Annotated in this window: 17 protein-coding genes and 1 pseudogene; 8 read left to right on the top strand and 10 right to left on the bottom strand. The window is 38.2% G+C overall.

Annotated elements, in window-relative coordinates; all coding sequences use genetic code 11:
- Positions 1 to 13: 13 nt before the first annotated feature.
- The 6 genes from AC0VZ5_RS15645 to AC0VZ5_RS15620 all read right to left on the bottom strand — a co-directional run bounded on the left by AC0VZ5_RS15645 (position 14) and on the right by AC0VZ5_RS15620 (position 5,528).
- On the bottom strand, positions 14 to 2,128 hold the full coding sequence (locus AC0VZ5_RS15645; RefSeq protein WP_475473623.1) for a peptidase domain-containing ABC transporter: 2,115 nt from the start codon (positions 2,126 to 2,128) through the stop codon (positions 14 to 16).
- Between the two features lie 10 nt (positions 2,129 to 2,138).
- Complete coding sequence (locus AC0VZ5_RS15640) at positions 2,139 to 2,834, bottom strand: hypothetical protein (protein WP_475473621.1); 696 nt, start codon at positions 2,832 to 2,834, stop codon at positions 2,139 to 2,141.
- Between the two features lie 3 nt (positions 2,835 to 2,837).
- Positions 2,838 to 3,872 carry a radical SAM protein gene (locus AC0VZ5_RS15635; protein WP_475473619.1) on the bottom strand — a complete coding sequence of 345 codons (1,035 nt, stop codon included), beginning with the start codon at positions 3,870 to 3,872 and terminating at the stop codon, positions 2,838 to 2,840.
- Between the two features lie 65 nt (positions 3,873 to 3,937).
- Positions 3,938 to 4,129, bottom strand: coding sequence for a hypothetical protein (locus tag AC0VZ5_RS15630; protein ID WP_464710709.1), 192 nt, complete (start codon positions 4,127 to 4,129; stop codon positions 3,938 to 3,940).
- Positions 4,130 to 4,212: 83 nt separating this feature from the next.
- The gene (locus AC0VZ5_RS15625; protein ID WP_464710711.1) at positions 4,213 to 5,334 is read right to left on the bottom strand and encodes a hypothetical protein; all 1,122 of its coding nucleotides are present in this window, start codon (positions 5,332 to 5,334) and stop codon (positions 4,213 to 4,215) included.
- Positions 5,334 to 5,528 (bottom strand): hypothetical protein, encoded by a 195-nt coding sequence (locus tag AC0VZ5_RS15620; protein ID WP_464710714.1) that lies wholly within the window; start codon positions 5,526 to 5,528, stop codon positions 5,334 to 5,336. Before AC0VZ5_RS15620 ends, AC0VZ5_RS15625 begins: the two co-directional genes overlap by 1 nt.
- A 228-nt stretch (positions 5,529 to 5,756) precedes the next feature.
- Here AC0VZ5_RS15620 and AC0VZ5_RS15615 point away from each other — a divergent pair, with 228 nt between their 5' ends.
- The 5 genes from AC0VZ5_RS15615 (at position 5,757) to AC0VZ5_RS15595 (ending at position 12,795) form a co-directional block, all read left to right on the top strand.
- Positions 5,757 to 7,787, top strand: a complete 2,031-nt coding sequence (locus AC0VZ5_RS15615; protein ID WP_475473616.1) for a winged helix-turn-helix domain-containing protein — start codon at positions 5,757 to 5,759, stop codon at positions 7,785 to 7,787.
- 309 nt (positions 7,788 to 8,096) lie between these two features.
- Positions 8,097 to 8,747: a helix-turn-helix transcriptional regulator gene (locus AC0VZ5_RS15610; RefSeq protein WP_475473614.1), complete on the top strand. Its 651-nt coding sequence runs from the start codon at positions 8,097 to 8,099 to the stop codon at positions 8,745 to 8,747.
- A gap of 117 nt (positions 8,748 to 8,864) precedes the next feature.
- Complete coding sequence (locus AC0VZ5_RS15605; RefSeq protein WP_475473612.1) at positions 8,865 to 9,629, top strand: DeoR/GlpR family DNA-binding transcription regulator; 765 nt, start codon at positions 8,865 to 8,867, stop codon at positions 9,627 to 9,629.
- A 46-nt stretch (positions 9,630 to 9,675) separates the two neighbouring features.
- Complete coding sequence (gene glmS / locus AC0VZ5_RS15600) at positions 9,676 to 11,496, top strand: glutamine--fructose-6-phosphate transaminase (isomerizing) (protein ID WP_010392174.1); 1,821 nt, start codon at positions 9,676 to 9,678, stop codon at positions 11,494 to 11,496.
- 111 nt (positions 11,497 to 11,607) lie between these two features.
- On the top strand, positions 11,608 to 12,795 hold the full coding sequence (locus tag AC0VZ5_RS15595; protein ID WP_475473610.1) for an alpha/beta hydrolase-fold protein: 1,188 nt from the start codon (positions 11,608 to 11,610) through the stop codon (positions 12,793 to 12,795).
- Positions 12,796 to 13,217: 422 nt separating this feature from the next.
- Here the strand turns inward: AC0VZ5_RS15595 and AC0VZ5_RS15590 are convergent, their stop codons facing one another.
- Complete coding sequence (locus AC0VZ5_RS15590; protein WP_475473608.1) at positions 13,218 to 13,580, bottom strand: hypothetical protein; 363 nt, start codon at positions 13,578 to 13,580, stop codon at positions 13,218 to 13,220.
- A gap of 337 nt (positions 13,581 to 13,917) precedes the next feature.
- On the opposite strand from AC0VZ5_RS15590, the gene AC0VZ5_RS15585 reads away from it, so the two are divergent.
- Positions 13,918 to 15,216 carry a DEAD/DEAH box helicase gene (locus AC0VZ5_RS15585; RefSeq protein WP_475473606.1) on the top strand — a complete coding sequence of 433 codons (1,299 nt, stop codon included), beginning with the start codon at positions 13,918 to 13,920 and terminating at the stop codon, positions 15,214 to 15,216.
- 105 nt (positions 15,217 to 15,321) lie between these two features.
- On the opposite strand, the gene AC0VZ5_RS15580 is transcribed toward AC0VZ5_RS15585, so the two are convergent.
- Positions 15,322 to 16,731 carry a 5-methyltetrahydrofolate--homocysteine methyltransferase gene (locus AC0VZ5_RS15580; protein ID WP_475473604.1) on the bottom strand — a complete coding sequence of 470 codons (1,410 nt, stop codon included), beginning with the start codon at positions 16,729 to 16,731 and terminating at the stop codon, positions 15,322 to 15,324.
- Positions 16,732 to 16,763: 32 nt separating this feature from the next.
- Positions 16,764 to 19,192: pseudogene (locus AC0VZ5_RS15575) on the bottom strand (TonB-dependent receptor).
- Positions 19,193 to 19,501: 309 nt separating this feature from the next.
- Between AC0VZ5_RS15575 and AC0VZ5_RS15570 the strand changes: the two are divergent.
- Together AC0VZ5_RS15570 and AC0VZ5_RS15565 are read left to right on the top strand one after the other, a co-directional pair.
- Entirely contained in the window at positions 19,502 to 19,996 is a 495-nt protein-coding gene (locus AC0VZ5_RS15570) for a Fur family transcriptional regulator (protein ID WP_475473602.1), read from the top strand.
- Positions 19,993 to 20,409, top strand: a complete 417-nt coding sequence (locus tag AC0VZ5_RS15565) for a MerC domain-containing protein (protein WP_475473600.1) — start codon at positions 19,993 to 19,995, stop codon at positions 20,407 to 20,409. The genes AC0VZ5_RS15570 and AC0VZ5_RS15565 overlap by 4 nt, the downstream gene beginning before the upstream one ends.
- Before the next feature lie 85 nt (positions 20,410 to 20,494).
- Here AC0VZ5_RS15565 and AC0VZ5_RS15560 read toward each other — a convergent pair whose 3' ends face one another.
- Positions 20,495 to 21,397: a homocysteine S-methyltransferase family protein gene (locus tag AC0VZ5_RS15560; RefSeq protein WP_475473598.1), complete on the bottom strand. Its 903-nt coding sequence runs from the start codon at positions 21,395 to 21,397 to the stop codon at positions 20,495 to 20,497.
- Between the last annotated feature and the right edge of the window lie 105 nt (positions 21,398 to 21,502).

Here is a 21,502-nt window from a genome sequence, read left to right as displayed (position 1 = left end):
TATCGTGATGTAGTTACACAGCTTGGGCTAAGGTTTGGTTCTTAATTAACTCTTCTAGGTCAATTATTCTATCTGCGGCTTGTATTGTTTCTTGTCTGTGAGCTACGCTGATCCGTGTGATTTTTTTTGATTTTAAATATTGATTGACCTTTAGCTCTGTCATCGCATCTAGGTGGCTAGTCGCTTCATCTAAAAACAAAATGACGGGCTGACTGTAAAGCGCTCTTGCCAAAAGTAATCTTTGTTTTTGACCACCTGATAATGAGCTGCCTAAATCACCTACTTGAGTATGCAAACCCATAGGCATATTTTGAATCTCATGCCATATAGCAGCGCCTTTAACTGCTTCTGTGATTTTATCTAGATCAGGTTTAGGCTCAAAGAAACAGATATTCTCGATTAAGGAACCATTTAGTAATTGATCATTTTGCATCACAGTTGCACACATGGAACGAAAATTTCTCATGCCAAGCATGTTTATCGAATGCCCATCTAATAAGTAATCACCTCGATCTGCTTTAATTAATCCTGTCATTAACTTAAGAAGTGATGACTTCCCTAAACCTGAGCGACCAATAATAGCGACTGACTCTCCTGCATTTATTTTAAAATTGATTCCTTTAAATAACCAAGGTGAGGATGAAGAGTATCTAAAGTGTAAGTTTCGTACTTCGATTTGCCCTTTAGCGTACTCTTTTGCAATTGTTAGTTGAGGGTTTTCTTGCTCTTGGCTCTGCATCACTATATCAGACATTCTGCGCAAGTAAGTAGAGGCTAACTTGAACCTGAATACGTGATCTACCAGAGTTTGTGTGCTACTTGAAAATTGTTGTCTATAAGCTAAGAAAGCAATAAACATCCCTATAGTAAACTCTTTATTTATTATTAATGTGGCACCAATAAAAATAACAATTAAATATTCAATTTTACTAATTAGCTCCTGGCTAATCTCTGCCGCAATGGTGACTTTTTCTCGTTTAATATTCTCGTTAGTCGTATCAGCAAATAGGTTAAGCCATGAAGAAAGTCGAGTACTTTCTTTTACGTAACATTTTATCGGTATAATTGCTCGGATCGTTTCTAGAAAGTGACTATTTTCTTTTGCTTGTTTAGATAAAACTTGCTCTAAATGCTTATTTTCTTTGTTAGTTAAATATAATCTAAGCAATAATGTAAAAGAGAGGAACGATAAAGAAACTAAGGCAAGAGTTGGTGAGTAAGTATACATAATTATTAAGGTTGTTATGCCTAACAAGCCTTCAACAATAGCAGAAATAAAACCACGGCTGATCATTCTCTGAACTTCATTAAATGCTTCAAATCTCGATTTAATATCGCCAACATGCCGAGATTCAAAAAACGAAAGGGGTAAATGTAATAGGTGACGCTGGATATTAGCCTTTACTTGAAAACCTAAATTTTTATCTAAATATAAAATGGCAGCTGAACGAATAATATTACTAAAAGTGGTTAGTAAAGTAACAGCTATAAAAGCAGCGAGTAGCCATATTAATATTCCGCCATCGGAAAGAGGTATACCATGATCAATTACAATTCTAATATAGTAGGGGGATACCAATAGGAAGCATTGCAAAATTAAGGCTACAACGAATATCTTAAATAATGAGGATGCGAGCCCTTCTATGTTGCCAATAAATGCTTTGAGTGGCATTCTTACTCGTTCATCAGCCACGGTGAATGCTGATGTTGGGGTTAGCTCAATTGCAATGCCGGTAAATGCTTCAGAGACTTGCTTCCAATCTAGTTTTATTTTCCCTTTTGCAGGATCATGGATAACAATGCCAGTTCTATTTACTGAAGCAAGCGTGACAAAATGATTAAAGTTCCAATGTAATATAGCTGGGCCCTTTAGTTTTGATAATTGACCAAGCTCTAGTTTTAATACTCGCCCAGACAACCCAATATCATCTGCAATTTTTAAAATGTGCTTAACTGTTATTCCTTGAGTACCAACGGGGTAGCGTTGTCGCATAGCAAGCATATTTACTTTATAGCCATGATAAAAAGCAATCATAGCGATACATGTGGTGCCGCATTCAGCTACTTCACTTTGTAAAAAAAGAGGTAGTTTTGATGGTTTAAAGTCAATGTAGTCTGTGAGACGCATTTTAATTTCACTATTTAATTAAGTTAAGGACTTTTTCAGATTGCCGAGTAAGTAGAATCTTTATATCTGCGGTAGGTGATAACTTTGAATAGTTGTTAGCTTCTAATCTTAAATGTACTTTTTGCTCTTTATTAATTTTGTTACTGCCAATAACCATTGTGACTATACCTTTTAACTCATCATTATTGACGATTAAGGTAACTTGGTCATTTACATGAATGCTCATATTGCTGTTGCTAGAAACCCAAAAAGATAACTCATTTTCAGCAGCAGGGCTTAATAAGTAGCCGAGAGGTTCAAATGGTTTTATGATATTTTTATCAGCGAAAGAGTGAAAAAAGAAACCATCTGCAGGGGAACGGATAATATCTTTTTTCATCACATTTTGACTATCAAATTTAGAAATAGAAAGCAGAGGCTGATTTTTTTTGACCATTTCGCCATGTGTAGCATGACTTTTATTTATGATGACAACCTCATTATAAATTAGTGGGGTATAGTGCTCAGGTGAAACCTTAGCATCGTGGCTTTTTTTTGTTGAGAATGTTACAAAGTTAATGATTAAAAAGCTAAATATGAAGATTGCGATTAAAGCTGAAATAGAATTATTGATAACTTTAGGTTGTTTAATGAGCGACCTACCAATATCGCTCGACTTATACTGATTTCTAAGCGCTTCTTTTCTGAACATATTAACAATAGACATAAGCTAGCTAACTTTCTTAATAGCAATGTCACCAACAACGCTATTACTATTCATATAGCTTAGCGGGCAACCCATTTGCCAGCTATCAAGTGTCGTAAAGCCTTTTATCCAGGTACTAAATTTTTCATTGTTTAGTGTGAGTGTGCCATCAGGGTTAATTTTACCAATATTGTTTCTGTCATCATCTAAAGCAACGGTACACTTATTGATATTACCATTGGCTCTAATTCCTAATGAATTAGGCTTTCCTGCATAACAGATATAATGACCATTTTTATCTATTTGTTTACTTGTACCAGAGTAACGAATTGTCAACTCTTTGACTAAGTCTCTTGCAGTTCTTTTGGAAGTGAGAACTTTGATAGTGTCTTGATTATCGCCGCCTAAGTTATCAATCGCTTTAAAAAACAATTGAAACCGGGGGTCACTGAATAAGGTCTCATCATAACGTTTACAAAATTTCAAAACACTCTCATGGTTCAGATCGGTTATATGGATTCGAAGTGTGATTTTAAAATCTAGATCTGTGGCTGCCGCATCTAATAAGCGGCCCCAAATTTTGTCAAAACTCCCTCTCCCGTTACGAGTTAACCGAGTTGTGTCGTGTGACTCTTTGTCACCATCTATGGATATTTGAAAACTATTTTGCTTTAGCTCAACAAGTTTTGTTAGTGTTTTTATATCGAGAAGAGAGCCGTTTGTAGTTAGATCACCATACACTTTACAATTATTTTCCTTTGCTAAGTGTTGGGCATACTCTGCAATTTCAAAAACAATGTCTCTTGCAAGTAAAGGCTCTCCGCCAAACCAGTTTAGAGATAGAAACTTTAAGCTTTTCATTTTGTTTTTAATTAGAGTTTTGGTTGCCTCAACAAGCCAGTCTGGCATTTTCCCGATTTCAAAATCCTCATAGCAATATACACATCTAAAATTGCATTGTTCTGTAGGAAATAAAATTAGCTGAAACTTTTCATTGCTAAGACTACTCGCAAGCTCGTGCTTTGAAAAACCTTTTACTGTACTTACTGAATCACTCATAATTTCCCCTAAAGTTATATGGAAAATAGAAAAGGCTATTTATATTAAATAGCCTTTTGCTACATTTATAGCTCTTTTAGTTCGCTACCACAGCTTATATTTGTTGTGCAAGAACCAACATTTATACCTTCATCTTCTTCTTCTTCTGGAGAAAAACCGCCTGCAACAGCATCTGTAAGTTCTTCACTTAGTTCAATTTCACCTAACTCATTTAATTTGATTTCTTCACTTTCTATATTTTTAAATTTATTACTCATTTTATGATCCTTTAAATTGTTGCTTCCCCTTAATGGGGTGAAGTGAGTATTACTTTAAAAAAAGAAATAGGTAACTGTAATAACTACGAGGTTTTTAAAATAAAATCATTTAAATAGTTTGATATTTTAGATAGCCATAAGTTCGAGGTCGGTTTTTTTTTGTTTTTAATGTTAAATAACATTTCAATTTTATTTTTTAATATTTTATATTCCGTTTTCTCATATAGTTTAAGTAGTTTATCTTTATTGTGATTAGTTGGGTGATTAGATTGCAAATTACAAAGTGTCATCCCGTAATTAAATTCATCTTTTATATTTTCATATTGATTCAGTGTTTTTTTTACTAATGGAGATTCAATAGATAGCTTTTTTTCTTCGATGATACATGAAGAGAAACTTAGCTTAGACAAAGAATCTAAAGGAGTCTTTTCCATATTTGAAACTAAGTGTTTCATCACTGTTTCAGCTTTAGTTGCCAGCCCTACAGATTTGAAAGCCTCATATAACCGATAGCTATATACACCACTTTTTATGCACGTACTTTTATTTATCTGACGCCAGCAAAGTTGTATTGCTTCTTCAAATTTTTCTAAGCTGATTAAGGCTATAATTTTAGCCTCTATGTATACATTTTTTTCTCTGTAATATTGCGGTATCGTCTCTTTAATTTTAAGAACTTCATTATATTTTGATTTTATGAGGTAATATTTTAAAGTTTCATCAAGTGTAGCCATATACAATGAATTCCATTGCTCACCTAATATTTCTTTGGTGACATTTATGGACCCTAGTTTTACTTTGCCCGTATTGTCGAGAATAGCTATTTCACCCATCAGCTTGAGGAATGCTGAGTGTTGGTTTGTCAGCTTATAAAGGCGTAATAAGTTGATTGTTGGATCGATTAAGTTTATGAGGTTTTGATTATTTCTATCTTGTAAAAATTTATCCGACCAATAAGTAATTACTCGGTGTAAAAATAATTCACTGGCTTGCGCTTCTCCTCGGTACGCTAAAATAAGCGGGTAGGCGTTAATCAGCCAATGCAGAGTTTTGTTGTCACTTGAACTCTGGTTACGAACATCTTTATCAAAAGCAAGGCACATTTCTTCGCACCAGTCTTCAAGGTTTGATAAAGAGTTTAAATCTCTCTTTTCGGTTAATCGCTTCAGCTTTGGCTTGTATGATTTGCAAACTTCAATATTCATTAGCCAATGCCTTCTTGGCTTATTTTCGTAGAAGGCGTTTCATCATTATCAATGACATTACAATAAACATCTTCTGGACTTATGAACCCTCCGACGAGTTGATCAAGCAATTCAAGGCTTGTAATTTCGATTAATCCATCATTTGTTCTGCGGGCAGTAATTGCATTTTTATCTTTTTTTATGTGGTTATGCATTGTTCATACCTTATGGCTGTGGGTAAAAAATATAGCCTATTTCCGCGATTTATTTTTACAATAATTAATACGTGATATATGCATAACTAAAATGTAACCTTAATAAAAATCAGAGACTTAAAACTTTGTGGCAATTATAATTACAGTGCGTTACTATATCCCTTGTTAAGGGAATGTTAAGGTTTAATTGCGGCTTTATTTATGTTAATCAGGTTTGGTGAATATTGTTTGGATACAGAAGAGATGTCTCTTCAAGTTAATGAGCAATCAGTTGTACTAGAACCAAAAGTATTTGCTGTATTGATGTATTTTATTGAGCATCGTGAGCGTTATATATCAATGGAGGAGCTACATAAAAACTTATGGAAAGACCGTTGTGTATCAGATGCTGCGGTAAGGCGTATTATAAGTAAAATTCGCATAGTGTTGAATGATGACCATAAAAACCCTAAATATCTTCAATCGCTCTCTAAACGTGGATATAAATTAATTTGTCCTGTCTCAACAATTCCTTCCCCTATAGAAGAGAAGCAAAAAAGTATAGAAAAAACAGAGCACAAGAATGTTAAAAAAGCTAAAGTCTATTTTTACCTTATTGCAATAGTGATTCTTTTTCTTTCGTTAGCTTATCTTTTATTTAAATACAAAGCCGGTGAAGTTTCAGTTATTACTAAAGTGGTGGATACAGTCATCTCAGACAAAAAATCCTTCGCAGTTTCTAGTGAAGGTCGATACATTGCATTTACTAGTAAATTAAGTCATGAAAAGAATTATCATATTTATCTAAAAGACCAGAAAACAAATACTATAGAGGTGCTTGTAGATAATGCAATCCTGCCTACAGGTTTGGTTTTCTCTAATGACGGGGAGCGCTTGTATTTTTCCGATAATTTAGATGGTATTGCTTTATTAAAGCAGGTAGATCTAACAAATAAAGCGCATGGAATAGGTACGTTAGTAGCTGATTTTTATTTTATCTCAGATGTGTTTATCGACAAAAATGAAGATAACGTAATTTATTTTTCTGGGAAAAAAAGTCTGCAAAGCGCAATACTTATCTATAAATTCAACTCTGAAAAAGGCTTGCTTGAAGAGGTTACTTCCGTTACTCAAAAAGGATCTCATGATAGTCGTGCGGATATTTCTCCAGACTCTGGTAAGTTGGTTGTACTTCGAGTTGATATGGAAAGCAAGCGTAACTCTATTCGAGTACAAGATTTAAAGACTGGCAGAACTCTTTTTCACCATGATCAAAATACAGCTATCTATGATGTTCATTGGCTTGATGATGAGCATATCACTTTATTAGATGATAAAAAGTTAGCTAAAATAAATGTTCAAACAGGTCATTCAAATATTATTATTGATAAAAACAAGGGCCTGATCGCATTAGAGCGAGTAACCCCTAATACACTATTAGCTATCAGAGATAACGATAATATCAATACTCTGATAGAGAAAAAGCTGCCATTAAGTGATTTTAAAAATGTTGAAATGATTCAAAAGAAGCAACCTGAGCAACATAGTAGCATTGTTGCCTATCAACCTTTAGGTAACAAAGCCTGGATGGTTATAAAAGAGAAAGGTATTAGCTCCTTAATTTTTTATGAAAAAAGCAAGGCTACAAAAAAAACAACACTAATGAGCACTGAAAAACCACTCAAGTTGATCAGCCCCTCTCTGACTGGTAAATATGTGTTACTGAAGCTTCAAGAGCGCATAACACTTCTTAATACGTTTGATAATAGTCTGACCTACGTCTCTAAGGCTGATGAATTGATTGGTGATGTTACTTTTTCATTTGATGAAAAGTCCATTCTATATACACGAAAAAGTAATGGAGAGTGGCAAGTATTTGAGTATGCTATTAATAATAAAGCTAAAAATGTTATTTTCAAAGGCTATCGCTTTATTCGTCAATTTGAAGGAGGATATGCCTTAGGTGATAATGCAGGAAGATTATCACGGTTTGATGTACAAAAAGGAACCATGGTTACAATGTCGGTAAGTATATCCACTGAGACAAACACAAATTGGGCTGTATTAAATGGTAAAGTATTATGGAGTGATCACAATTTGTTAAATACGATGTTCTATGAAATAGACTTAAATGATGTGGATGCTTCTAGTCTAAAGTCAAAAGCGTTTGACTTTAGTGTGATTAGACCAAGGTTTTATGTGGATAAAGTGAATGGTTTAATTATTGTTGAAAGTTTAGGTAATAGAAATAGTGATATTATTTCCATTGAAATTCAATAGGTTAAATTTAGTTTTTGCAAAGTTATAAAAAAGTTATCTAATTGTTGTTGATAATATCTATCGTGTAGTTCAAATTTAATGTGAACAATAAAACTACAAAAACCAAATAGATTAGGGGCAACACCAACATGAATTATGTATACAAATCATCATTTATCTATACAGCTATTTTTACTTTCTTAACAGTGATATATCCCGCTGACTCGTCCATAGGTATTAACAATCAAATTACTGATAATGACTCGCCAAGTTATTCTTGTGTGATAGTTCCTATACTCTGTAGAGATGAGTCTAAATCGAGTTCTGCATATGATAAACATAAATGAACTACATTCTAGGATTGAGCTTATAAACTCAATCCATGGCTTTAATGATTTTTTTAAATATATAAAAAATAGTTATAGCTATGTTCAAGCAGGGTTTATTACTTTTGATCTCTCCGATTTATTTGAGTTTGATACTTATTATTTCGGTGAATTAGATAGCTCTTTTTTAAGTGATGTTAATTCTCGTAAGGAGTTACTTCATTATTGCTTAAATGAAACAAGAGCGATTCAGCTTAGTGAGTTAGTTGGCAACTATGAGTCTGTATTAGTAGTACCTACAGGGTTACATAAAAATAAATTTGCTTGTTTTGTGTTGGAATTGTCAAGTTTAGGTGCTGAACCTCATAAAGTGAAAATGCTAGGGGACTATTGGCGAATATTTTTAGTTGAAATATTTGAAGCTTACCGGCGCTCAACAAGCTTTGATGCTGTAAAAATTACGCGGCGTGAAAAAGAGTGTATCCGTTGGGCATCAGTTGGAAAAACATCGTGGGAGATAAGTCAAATTCTAGATATTAGTCAAAGAACGGTTGATTTTCATCTAACAAATTGCATTAAAAAGACAAATAGTACAAACCGGCAGCATGCAATCGTTAAATGTATTCTGAGTGGAGAGTTACTGAGTCCTCAATAGAGTTTCCCTGACCAATTAAAAGCGCATTTTGCGCTTTTTTTGATCTACGGCTTGCCATTTTATTAGTTTCGTTTAAAATTCACTAACTTTCGAAACGAAACTTAATTGTAATCACTTATGACCAAACGAAACACCCAGCAACGCCGCCATCTGATCCTTACTCAAGTTAATGAATTAGGTGAGGTAGCCGTAGATAGTTTAGCTGAACAGTTTCAAACATCAGAAGTAACTATTCGAAAAGACTTAACCTCGCTTGAAAAAAGTGGCTTATTGCTGCGCCGTTACGGCGGTGCTATTGCTCTGCCTAAAGAGATTGTTAGCGATGAGATTGATTCTAAGCGCAAAGTCGCAATAGCAAAAGCTGCAGCGACGCTTATAAAAGATCATAACCGCATTATTATTGATAGCGGGCGTACTACGGCCGCCATGATCCCAGAACTTGCAAATAAACGCGGATTAGTTGTAATGACTAACGCCATTAAAGTGGCGAGTCGTTTACTCTCACTTGAAAATGAGCCAACACTTTTGATGACCGGCGGTACGTGGGATCCGCATTCAGAATCGTTTCAAGGGCAAGTAGCTGAAAATGTTCTATGCTCATATGATTTTGATCAGCTATTTATAGGTGCTGATGGCATTGATGTAGCGCGTGGAACAACCACGTTTAATGAACTTGTTGGATTAAGCCAAGTGATGGCTAAAGCGGCGCGCGAAGTAATCGTTATGGTTGAATCAGATAAGATTGGCCGAAAAATACCAAATTTAGAATTACCGTGGCAAACAGTAACCACATTAATAACCGACAGTGGCTTAGCAAGTGATAAACGTGCAGCCATAGAGGCGTGTGGTGTAAAACTAATTTGCGCAGAAATTATGGAATAGCAACTAAAACGTAAGTTGCTAGAATTAAAAAATTAATGGAGACACTATGTGTGGAATCGTTGGGGCTGTTGCAGAACGTCCAGTAAATAAAATCTTAGTTGAAGGCCTTAAGCGTCTTGAGTACCGCGGTTATGACTCAGCAGGTGTAGCTTTACTTGAAGGCAATACACTTAATACAGTTAAAGCAGTTGGTAAGGTTGTAAACTTAGAGTCAGCACTTGAACAAGCTGGTGTTAGCGGCCACACAGGTATTGCACACACTCGTTGGGCAACTCATGGCGGTGTAACTGAAGCCAATGCTCACCCACATGTTTCAAGCAATCAATTAGCACTTGTACATAACGGAATCATTGAAAACCACGCAAGTTTGCGTGCAGCACTTAAAGGCGACGGTTACGAGTTTTTATCAGACACCGACACTGAAGTCATGGTGCATTTAATTCATCAGTTACGTCAGCAGCACACCACTTTATTAGCGTCAGTTCAAGCAGCTGTTAAACAGTTTGAAGGTGCATTTGGTACCGTTGTGTTTGATAAAGCGAATGATAACGAAATTATTGTAGCGCGCTCAGGTAGCCCGTTAGTTATTGGTTTAGGCCTTGGTGAAAACTTTATTGCTTCTGATCAACTTGCATTATTACCAGTAACTCGCAGCTTTATCTTCTTAGAAGAAGGTGATGTAGCGCGTATTACTCGCGACACTGTAGAAATTTTTGATGCAGATGGCAACGCGGTTGAGCGTGAAGTTGTTGAATCAAACATCACACAAGATGCATCAGGTAAAGGTGATTACCGTCACTACATGCTAAAAGAAATTTATGAGCAGCCACTTGCAGTACGTAACACCCTTGAAGGACGTTTAAACGATGACCGCGTAGCTATTGATGCTTTTGGCGATAGCGCACAGCAAATATTTAAAGACGTAAAACACGTACAAATTATTGCCTGTGGTACGTCATACCACTCAGGTATGGTTGCTCGTTACTGGCTTGAGCAATATGCAGGTGTTAGCTGTAACGTAGAAATTGCCTCTGAGTTCCGTTACCGTCAGTCATTTGTACACGAAAATAGCCTACTAGTAACTATTTCACAATCAGGCGAAACGGCTGATACTTTAGCTGCACTGCGTTTAGCTAAAGAGCAAGGTTATATGGGGTCAATGACTATTTGTAACGTACCAGGCTCATCGCTTGTACGCGAATCCGACCTTGCCTTTATGACTAAAGCCGGCGCTGAAATTGGTGTTGCTTCTACTAAAGCATTTACTACACAGCTTGTTGGTTTGTTAATGCTTACTGCGTCTATTGCGCAAGAGAAAGGCTTAGATCAAAGCGCGATTGTTAACGCTATTAAACTGCTACCAGCTAAATTAGAAGAAACGCTACTATTGGCTGATGGCATTGCAGACCTTGCTGAAGAATTTGCTGATAAGCACCACTCACTGTTTTTAGGTCGCGGCTCACAATACCCAATCGCGATGGAAGGCGCACTTAAGCTTAAAGAGATTTCATACATTCACGCTGAAGCATACGCAGCAGGTGAGCTTAAACACGGCCCATTAGCACTGATTGATGCCGACATGCCAATTATTGTTGTAGCACCAAACAATGAATTGCTTGAAAAGCTTAAATCAAACGTAGAAGAAGTACGTGCTCGCGGCGGCATCATCTATGTATTCGCTGATAAAGACTCACACTTTGAGTCAGACGACACAATGCGTGTAATCAACGTAAACCATGTAGATGACGTGATTGCCCCTGTTGTATATACAATTCCTCTGCAGTTGCTGTCGTACTACGTAGCAGTAATTAAAGGCACTGACGTCGACCAGCCACGTAACCTAGCAAAATCGGTTACTGTTGAGTAAGATCAACAGGTTATAGGTTTTGATTAATGTTAAAAAAAGCGCTCAATGCGCTTTTTTTGTGCCTGAAACTCTGTTAGCTTAAGTAACTTATTATTCTCTAAGGGATTAGTCATGCGTTTATTAACCGTTATTTGTTTTTTTAGCTTTTTTGCTTTTAGTTCACAAAGTGTCTTTGCACAAGCTGGCATTAAACAGCAAAGTGCTGATGACTCTCAATTCATGCACACTATTAAATCGGCTGTTTTAAACGAAGAACGCACAGTTGTCGTGCAATTGCCTAAAAGCTACCAAGCTGAGCCAAATAAGGTATATCCTGTCATATATCGCTTAGATGGCGCGGGTAATATACCGCTTGCTAGTGCTGTTATTGAGCGCTTACAAAATGATAATCGTGCGCCTGAGGTTATTATTGTCGCTATTAAAAACACTAATCGACTCAGAGATATGTATCCTACAGTGAACAAGGAACCGCAGGGCCCAGTAGGTGAAGGGGGCGGCGCAGAAAAATTTTTAGCGTTCTTTGAACAAGAGCTCATTCCTTTAGTAAATAAGAATTATCGCACGCATGACTATAAGGTTATATCTGGTGCCTCCGCTGGTGGTGTATTTGCGCTATATGCTTTGCAGGCAAAGCCCGAACTATTTCAAGCGCATATTGCTTATAGCCCTGCGGTTTGGTGGAACTATGGCGCAATGGTAAAAAGTACAAAATCGTTTATAGCTAAAACGAAAGGCCTGAATAACTACGTTTATACTAATATCGGCGAAGAAGCCGGCATAATGCGTGAAAGGTACGATGAATTACAGCAATCACTGCAATCGTCTGAAGTACGGGGCTTACGCTTTTTTAATGATGCGTTTGATGGCATCTCGCATGGTTTAACTTCTGCTGCAGGGGCATTTAATGCCTATTACAACCTGTTTTTACCTAAACATATGCCCATAAGTGCTTTAACTGACGATGTTGCCTCTATTGATGCTTATTACCAAAATTTATCTCAACAATGGGGCGAACAGGTATCTCCACCAGATCGTGCTGTTAGATTACTTGGTTACAACCTAACGGACAGCAAGCAGTTTAACCGTGCTATAGAGGTGTTTAAGTACAATATAAAAAACTACCCCAAATCAGTTGATGCGCTTTCTGCCTTATCATATGGCTATGAAATGCAGGGTGATACTCGCCAAGCGCTTAAACAGATGGAGTCTGCATTAGCCATTGCAGATGACTCATATCCTTATTTAAATTACTTAAAAGAAACAAAAGCTAGGTTACAAGCAGAACTTAGCAAGAACTAATAACATTGCTAACTTAGTTGTTGATTTTTTATGAAAGCCTTTTTAAGTTTGGAGTGCTAACGGTGACAGTTAAATTAATTAAAAGAGTAGGGTTTAACACATTGATTTTTTTAACGTTATTCAAGCCTTGCCAAACAAATTAGAAGAAGCAATATTACTTGCTGATGGTATTGCAGACTAAGAAGAGTTTACTGGTTAATACTCATACTGTGAGTCAGATGACCATGCCTGTAATCAACGTAAACCATGTAAATGACGTGATTGCCCCTATTGTATATACAATTCCACTACAGTCACTCTCGCACTATAAAGTGGTAATTAAAGCACAGATGTTGACGAACCATGCAATTTGGCAAAGTCGGCCTAAAAATTTTAAAATCAATAGGCGACAGGTTTGATGTAAAGGCGCTTTGTGCGCCTTTTTAGTCTGCGCGATTACCTAAATCATAAGCAAAGTAGCCATAGGCAATTACGAACATCAAACCTATAAATGATATATGCATTACGCGAGCTAAAATTAAATCTATAGGTCTGGCGTGTAGCAAAATAGCTTCGTCATTAACAACCGTCGCCTTTGCGGATTTTTGCCGCCTTATTACTTTGCCATACATGCTCACTCTTATGCCCAGCCCTTTATCCCAAAGTGGTTCATGTATCCCTTCCTCACGCATTTTTTTCTCTATGTGTTTCATTGAAATACGAGCAAAGCATAAGGTTGAAATTAGATAGCTAATTATTATTGGTAAAGATATAAATAAAAAAATCTTTTCAGGAATCACAAACATGGTTTAATACTACCCCCTCTCAAAATTAGTGTTGAGAACTAGCTCCCAAAAATCTTAGAACTATGATAACGGCATGATATAGAAAGCTTTATTTATCTTTTTATTAAAAGGCAAATAAAACTGAGTTATGGTATTCCCAGTGTCTAAATTCAATTCACTTGAGTTGTGAAAATAACATATTCAAATTATTGAAATCAAAAATATAACGTTTCCTTGTGAAAGTATTAAACTGTGAGGGTACTAACAAGGTTAATATTTAAATCACTAATCTCTACTTAATAGCTGCTAAATACGCTAAAATTACAGGCTACTTTTTAGCAATAAGCCCGTAATAAATATGACCTCAGCCGCAAGCCCTAGTACTTTTAACGATCTTGGCCTTATTCCAGAGCTAATTGCTCGATTGTCTGATCTTGAATACACGCAACCTACGCCGATTCAGGCAAAAGCAATTCCAAGTATCTTGGCGGGCAGTGACTTAATTGCGGGGGCAAATACCGGCTCAGGTAAAACAGCAACCTTTGCTTTACCTATGCTACAAACGCTATTTTTAGCGCAAGGTGCTAATAAAGCAGCGGGCAAAGGCAACTTTGTAACAGGACTTATTTTGGTACCTACTCGCGAGCTGGCAGTGCAGGTAGCTGATAGTGTTAAATCGTATTCTGCTAACTTTAATGGCGCCATTAAAACGGTGGCGATATTTGGTGGTGTGTCGGCTAATACCCAGATGCAGGCACTTCGCGGCGGTGCTGATATCATTGTTGCAACGCCAGGACGCTTGCTCGATTTAATCTCAAGCAATGCGATTAAGCTCGATAAAGTAACAACCTTAGTGCTTGATGAAGCTGACCGCATGTTAAGCCTTGGCTTTACTGAAGAGCTTGCTGAGCTATTAGCGCTTATGCCTGCTAAAAAACAAACCATGTTGTTTTCAGCGACGTTCCCAGAGCAAGTCACACAATTAACGCAAGAGCTGTTAACCAACCCTGTTGAAATACAAGTTCAAAGCAAAGACGAAAGCACCTTAGTACAGCGCGTATTTACGGTTAATAAAGGCGAAAAAACCACGGTTTTAGCGCATTTAATTAAGCAACACAAATGGCGCCAAGCGCTGATTTTTGTCAACGCTAAAAAAGACTGTGAGCACTTAGCGGGCAAACTTGAAAAGCGCGGCGTGAACGCACAAGTATTCCATGGTGATAAAGGTCAAAGTGAGCGTTCTCGGGTAATCGAAAAGTTTAAAGCGGGTGAGATTGAAGTGCTTATTGCCACCGACATTGCCGCTCGTGGTTTAGATATTGAAAAGCTACCAGTAGTAATTAACTTTAACTTACCGCGCAGCCCTGCTGACTACATGCACCGTATTGGCCGAAGCGGCCGTGCCGGTGAAGTAGGTTTAGCGCTATCACTGATTGATTATGAAGACTTTCATCACTTTAGAATTATTGAAAAGAAAAACAAACTACGTTTAGAGCGCGAAGAGGTTACAGGCTTTGCTGTAAACCAAGCCAACCTTGATGCCGCAGAGGCGCTAAAAAACGACAAGCCAATGGCCAAGCCAGAAGGTACAGGTAAGAAAAAGAAGAAAAAATCCAACCAAGAAGATGATGTATGGAGTGGCTGGCGCCGGAAATAATTTAGTTACCTAAATACTATTAAAAAACCCGTAATTAGCTTAACTAATTACGGGTTTTGCGTTTTATGGATCTAGCCCAAAATTTTACAACAACACGCTACGAGTTTAATGTTCGTGGTCGTGCTCTTCCTCTTCCTCTTTCTCTTGTGCTATACCTAACCAAGTAATAGCCGCTGGTGGGAAGGTTAGTTCTAGTTCACCTTCCACTTCTAGGTCTTCTAAGTGCACTTTTACAACATGTTGAGCTATTGGGTCGGCTACGTAAGCAAACTGACCATTTTGTGCTACTGTCATACTAAACTTCATGCCTTCAGGCATTGTTGTTACATCTTCTTGTGTAATATCAACTTGACCTGCTAGCTCCCAGTGTATGTGATCGTCGTGCGCATGCGCCTCAAGCACATTTAAAAAGCCTAGGCTGTCTAAAACTAAAAAGTGCTCGCCATTCGCTGAGAAAGAGTAAGAAACAGCGCTTGCGCCATCGGCTAGTTGCCATTCTAGTTCTTCCATTTCAGCTTCCGCAGGGTTAATACTTAAGAGCACTGCAGGGCCGCCGCCGTGACCAGACGCAATACCAATAAAGTTGTCACTGTCTTCATGGCCGTATATCGTACCAATGCTCAAGTCACCTACTGCAGCAATATTTGCTACTTTTTCAGCGTGGTATTCGTCATCATGCTGGTGGGCTAATAGCACACCGTCACTACAGCCGAACGCTACGTAATCATGGTTTTGTGCTGCGCCGTGTAAATCAGGGCATGTAAGTTCTAGCGTTTGTTCAAGCTCGTATTCGCCATCATGAAAGTGATAAACACCTACCTGATCCGGCAAAATTTTAGCGTTTGATGTACTCTGTGCATCATCGCGGCGAATGGTCGCTAATAGATGCTCTCCACGAGGTTCTGCTGCACCATGCATATTAATGTCGTAACTAATACCAGGTAAGGTCGCTGTTGCGTTTGTTATGTCGTTATCTGTTAATACTTCAACAGACGCAGTTGTGCCTGATGCTGCATCACCATCGTAAAATACCGCTAATTTACCATCGTGCTTTACCAAGTGAGTAGGGCGACTGCCGCTAGTTAGCTCATAACTGCTAAACTCAGGGCTTTGTTCGTAATCATGAAGGTGTGCGCCGTGATCTTCACGCCATAAGCCACCGTCTATAAAGCCGAGGTAATCTTGAGCGCGGCTAGCAATCACGGCATAACGAAAGTCAGGCGACGACGATAGCGTGTTTGAATCATTAGTAAGAGTGAATGTATCAAGAAGCTCATTGTCGTCTAAGTCGAAAAAGTTCGCTTCGTTGCTATCGCCAGCAAGTATCGCAAGCCTACCTAATGAATCAATAGTGTATTCATCACCGTGGTCGCCACCATCGCCATGATCGTGGCCGTTATCAGGTACTTCTATTGGGTCTTTTTCAACAATGTTTGTTTCTGCATCACCACAAGCGGTGATTAATGTGCTGCTTATTGCCAGTGCAATTAGTTTCAATTTGAATAGTTTAGTCATGTTTATTTCCTTTATTTATAATTTTTTAGCGCTTAAAAATAACCGCGAACACCTAACGCAAAACTACGTCCTGGACGTGGTGCTATATCCTTTAAAAATGAGCTATGCACGCGCGCTTCTGTGTCTGTTAAGTTAGTGCCTCGTAGGTACACAGACACATCTTGATTTAGCACTGATAAGTCATATGAAACGCTCGCATCAAGCATGGTGTAGCCGTTTGTAGCTGTTTCTTCTGGTGCTGTGCGGTCTTGCTCTTGATAGCGAGTTACGTGAAGGTGCGCACTCAGCTTATTTGTTTGGTAGCTAAACTCAGTACCAAAACGTAGCGGTGGTGTGCGTGGTAAATCGCCACCGTCTTTAAGGCGTGCACGAACGTAATCTGAGAATAAATCAACTTTAAACTCATCGGTTAACTGCCATGCAAATTGGGCTTCAAAGCCATGCAAAATTACGTCATCTGTTTTAAATAAATAAACTGGGAGTTCAGATGAGTGATCATGCTCGTCACCGTGGTCATGATTATGCTCATCACCATGATCGTGGCCACTTTCAGCGTATAAGCCCGTGTCTATTTGGTAATAATAGTTATCTACTTGATTATAAAAAGCGTTAAAAATGAAACCGATATCACCTTGGGTTTTACGCAAAGTTAAATCAATATTATTGGCCGTTTCTAGGTCAATCGTTTGCTCAGATAAACCCAAATGGCCGTCTTCATGCATATCAAATAGTGCGCCTACTTCATAAGTGCCAGTACCGATGTGAGGTCCAAATGATAAAAGTTCAGACACCGAAGGTGCACGCTCAGAACGAGATATCGACAAGCCAAAGTTATAGCTAGGTGCAAAGTCCCACACTACGCCTGCAGATAAACTAACAGGAGTGAACTCGTGTTCTGCGTTGAATACACGAATGATATCGGCGCTTTCTTCGTGAGCATGCTCTTCATGATCATGATCGTCATGAACATCGTTGTCGTCGTGTGCGTGTGCATCAATGTTAGGTAGTAACACGTTGTCTGCATCAATGGTTACCCGTTCAACTCGGCCACCTAGTTGCACTAAAAAGTCACCAAAGTGTCTTTCTTCCATCAGTGCCATAGCAAAGCTTTGTGTTTCTGATGGCGGTGTAAATGCTTCTGAGCCTTGTGCTTCAACATCGCTTTGTTTGTAATGAAAACTTAAGCCACCGTTCCATTCGCTAAATTGGTTATGCATTAGGTCAACGCGGAACTCATTGGTTTCATTTTTGAAAATAGTACCCACTGAGCCATGCTCGATTTCAGCATGTTCGTAATCTGTAAAGCCTGCGCGTAGGTTTATTTTATTAAGCCATTTATTATCGAGGTTATACTCGCCTAATAATTGCACCTTAGTTTGCTCTAAGTCAGCATATACATTTTCTTCGTCGTCGCTATGCTCATCTTCGCCGCCATGAGTATGGCCTGGAATGCCGTATTGACGATTAAATTGCTCAACAGCTATACCTACAAAACCTTGATCAAATAGATAGCTAGTACCTAAGGTAAAGCCGTCAGACTCTTCATTACTATTTGCAACGGTGTAATCGCCACTATGTTCTTCATGGTTATGGTCATTATGGGCAAATTCAGCGGCCACGGGTATTTCATAGTCATCGGCTTCACGCCAGAACGCATCGGCATAAAATGCAAGAGAATCAGTTCCTGTAGTAGCGTTAAACGAGGCTACTTTTTGGTTATCAACAGAGTTGTGCTCAAGGTTCCATTCGCCGCGAGTTGTGCTGGCGGTAGGCACCCGATTATCAACCACATTAACAACACCACCAATTGCGCCGCTGCCATAAAATAGTGTGGCTGGGCCGCGTAATACTTCGATTTGTTTTGCAGTTGAAGCTTCTGATGCGACGGAGTGATCAGGGCCCACTCTTGACACATCACTGACATCGAGGCCGTTTTGAGTAATGAGTACGCGAGGACCGCTTAAGCCGCGAATGATGGGTGTACTGGCTACTTTTGCATGAAAGTTAGTATTAACCCTGGGAGTTTTTCAAGGCTATCGCCAAGGGTTGCAGCTTGCTGCCGTCTTAATTGTTCGCCAGATAACACGCTAACGGGAGACGCTGACTCCATTGCCGACATGTGAATAGGCGTTGCTTCAATATCAATTACTTCAATGGGTGAGCGTTCTAAGTTAAAGGTAATTGACTGGCTTTTATCATCACTAAATGTGATATCTCGATGCAGATGGGCATAACCAGGGGCGGTAATATGAAGTTCTTTTGAACCACTTTTTAAATTAGTTATTACGAACTTACCGCTTGCATCTGTTACTGCTGTTATATCTGAGCCTTCAACTTCTACAGTTGCGTTGGTCACCACTTTACCTTGGTTGTTTAAAACAACACCTTCGATGGTATTTGCAAGCACACTTGCAGGTAATAAAGCAGCTATCAAAACAGCTAATTGAGATTTTCGTGTCATTTGAATTCCTTTGCGAATGTTATATTGTATCAATTGTGCTTGAAATGTTATATTGTATCAATAGTTAATTAACTAAAAATCATTCAGGCATACAATTTGACTACATAACCTATATAAATTCAGTGCTTTAAATATTTATTGTCATTGTTTAGGTGTTGTTTGTGGGTGAGTTGTTTGTTGTGAAGCAAAAGTTAGTTGTTACATTTATTTATCTCTAGTTAATACATTTTTAGATAAAACCACAACGGAGGCATTGGCAACAAGGATGGCAAAGTTAAAACGCCAGCTCACTTGGTTAGTGTGGGTAATATGAATAAACAGCAATTTAAAGAGATGGTTGGCTTTGCGATAAAAAGATGTGAAGCCTCTGAAAAAAAATTAACGCCAAAACGCCAGCAGGTATTTGAAATTCTATTGCAAGCAAATAAACCTTTGTCTGCTTATGAGTTAACAGATCAATATAATAAGCAAATAAATACACCGATTTTGGCAATGTCCGTTTATCGGATATTAGGCTTTTTAGAGTCGGTAGGTCTGGTACATAGATTAAAGTTAGAAAATAAGTTTATACCGTGCAGTCACGTTAATGATGATAGAGAGCATCAACTATCGATGTTTTTAATTTGTAGCTCTTGTAATAAAGCAAGTGAGGTGAAAGACCTTAATAATTCGGCTAAATCTTTGTTTAGACAGCTTAAAATGAGAGGGTTTGCGCCAACAACTTCGCAACTAGAAATCTCAGGTGTTTGCTTTGGGTGTCAGCAAAGTACCGCTAACACAATTAAAAAGAAGGATAAAAAATGAAACTGATTCAATCGACAGCAGACAAATTTGCCATTGGGCTTTCGTTAATGTGCACGGTACATTGTTTTGCAACACCGATTATTTTAGCGCTGTTGCCAAGCATTGCTGTACTGCAAATAAATGGTGAACAGTTTCATTTATGGATTCTTGCTGCCGTACTGCCAACAAGCTTATTAGCTTTGAGCTTAGGCTGTAAAAAGCACAAACGTATACGTTATATGGCGTGTGGAGTTGTTGGTCTAGTCTTTTTGATAACTGCAGTATTATTAGGCCATGAAGTGGCCGAAAAAACCTTCACTTTAATTGGCTCTGCTTTTATCGCGTTAGCTCATTGGCTTAATTACCAACAGTGTTTTAAAAAGCATGACGAAAAATGCCCGTGTTCAGCAGGTGGATCTGACCAAGTAGCCTAGCAGTACAAGGGCTCGATTAGGTATTGGGAATTAATCATTTCAGCTTTTAAGGTTTCTCTATATTTTTGTAGTTAAATAAGGGATATTAAAACTCTTTAATATCCCTTTTCCACTTTACCAATGCTGCAATGAATTCGGGGCCAATACCACAGCAGCCACCAATAATTGTTGCGCCAAGGTTGTGCCATTGCTTGGCAAACGCTACATACTCAGCGGGTGATAAATCGCGGTAACCTTGCGAGCCTTCATTGGCTTTATAGTCGCTGGCTATTGGTGTAAAGCCATTCGCAAAGGCCCCTAAATCAACATTTTTATTCTGCTGTTTTAGCACAGTACTTGTGTCGCGTAGCGCTTGTTCAATGACCTCGGGAATAGAGCAGTTGAAGAATATGCCCGCTATATTATGTTCGAGCAATGCTAAGGTAGCATCGGATACTAATTCACCAGAGCGTAATGTTGCTTGTTCGCTTACTTCATCACTTAAGGTAAATGCGAAATAACATGGTTTGTTTGAATTTTTAAGCACCCTTGCCATTACATGAGCTTCTTCAATACTGGAAATAGTTTCGCCAATCCAAATATCTACATATTCATCTTGTGCTTTATATAGGGTATCTAAAATAGTAAATGCGCGTTCACCTTGGAAAAAATCAGCACGGTACGATCCAAATGCGGGTGGCAATGAACCCGCTACTAGCACGTTTTGTTTAGCGTTTTGAGCCGCTTCTTTTGCAATTACAGCAGCTTGCTGTGCAAGTGCTGCGCCTTGTGCTTGATATAATGCTTCACCTAAATGAAAGGGGACACACGCATAGCTATTTACCGTAATAATTTCTGCCCCTGCATTTATAAAAGCTTCATGTGCTTGAGTTACGCATTGTGGTGCTTCTATTAGAGCTTGCGCACTCCAAAGTGGCTGTGAAAACGGCGCGCCCATGCGTTTAAGTTCACGGCCCATGCCGCCATCTAATATTATTAATCTGCTCATAACGGACTTCTAAACGTCTAAATATTTAAAGTCATTCAAACATATTTTTTGAAAATTCATAATGAAACTTCATCAGGTTGAGTATGAAAAAAGTTCAACATGCTT

Source organism: Pseudoalteromonas sp. QJM3NY_12 (assembly GCF_056173165.1).
Note: the sequence above shows the minus strand (reverse complement) of the source record. Positions and strands in the feature narration are given on the sequence as shown.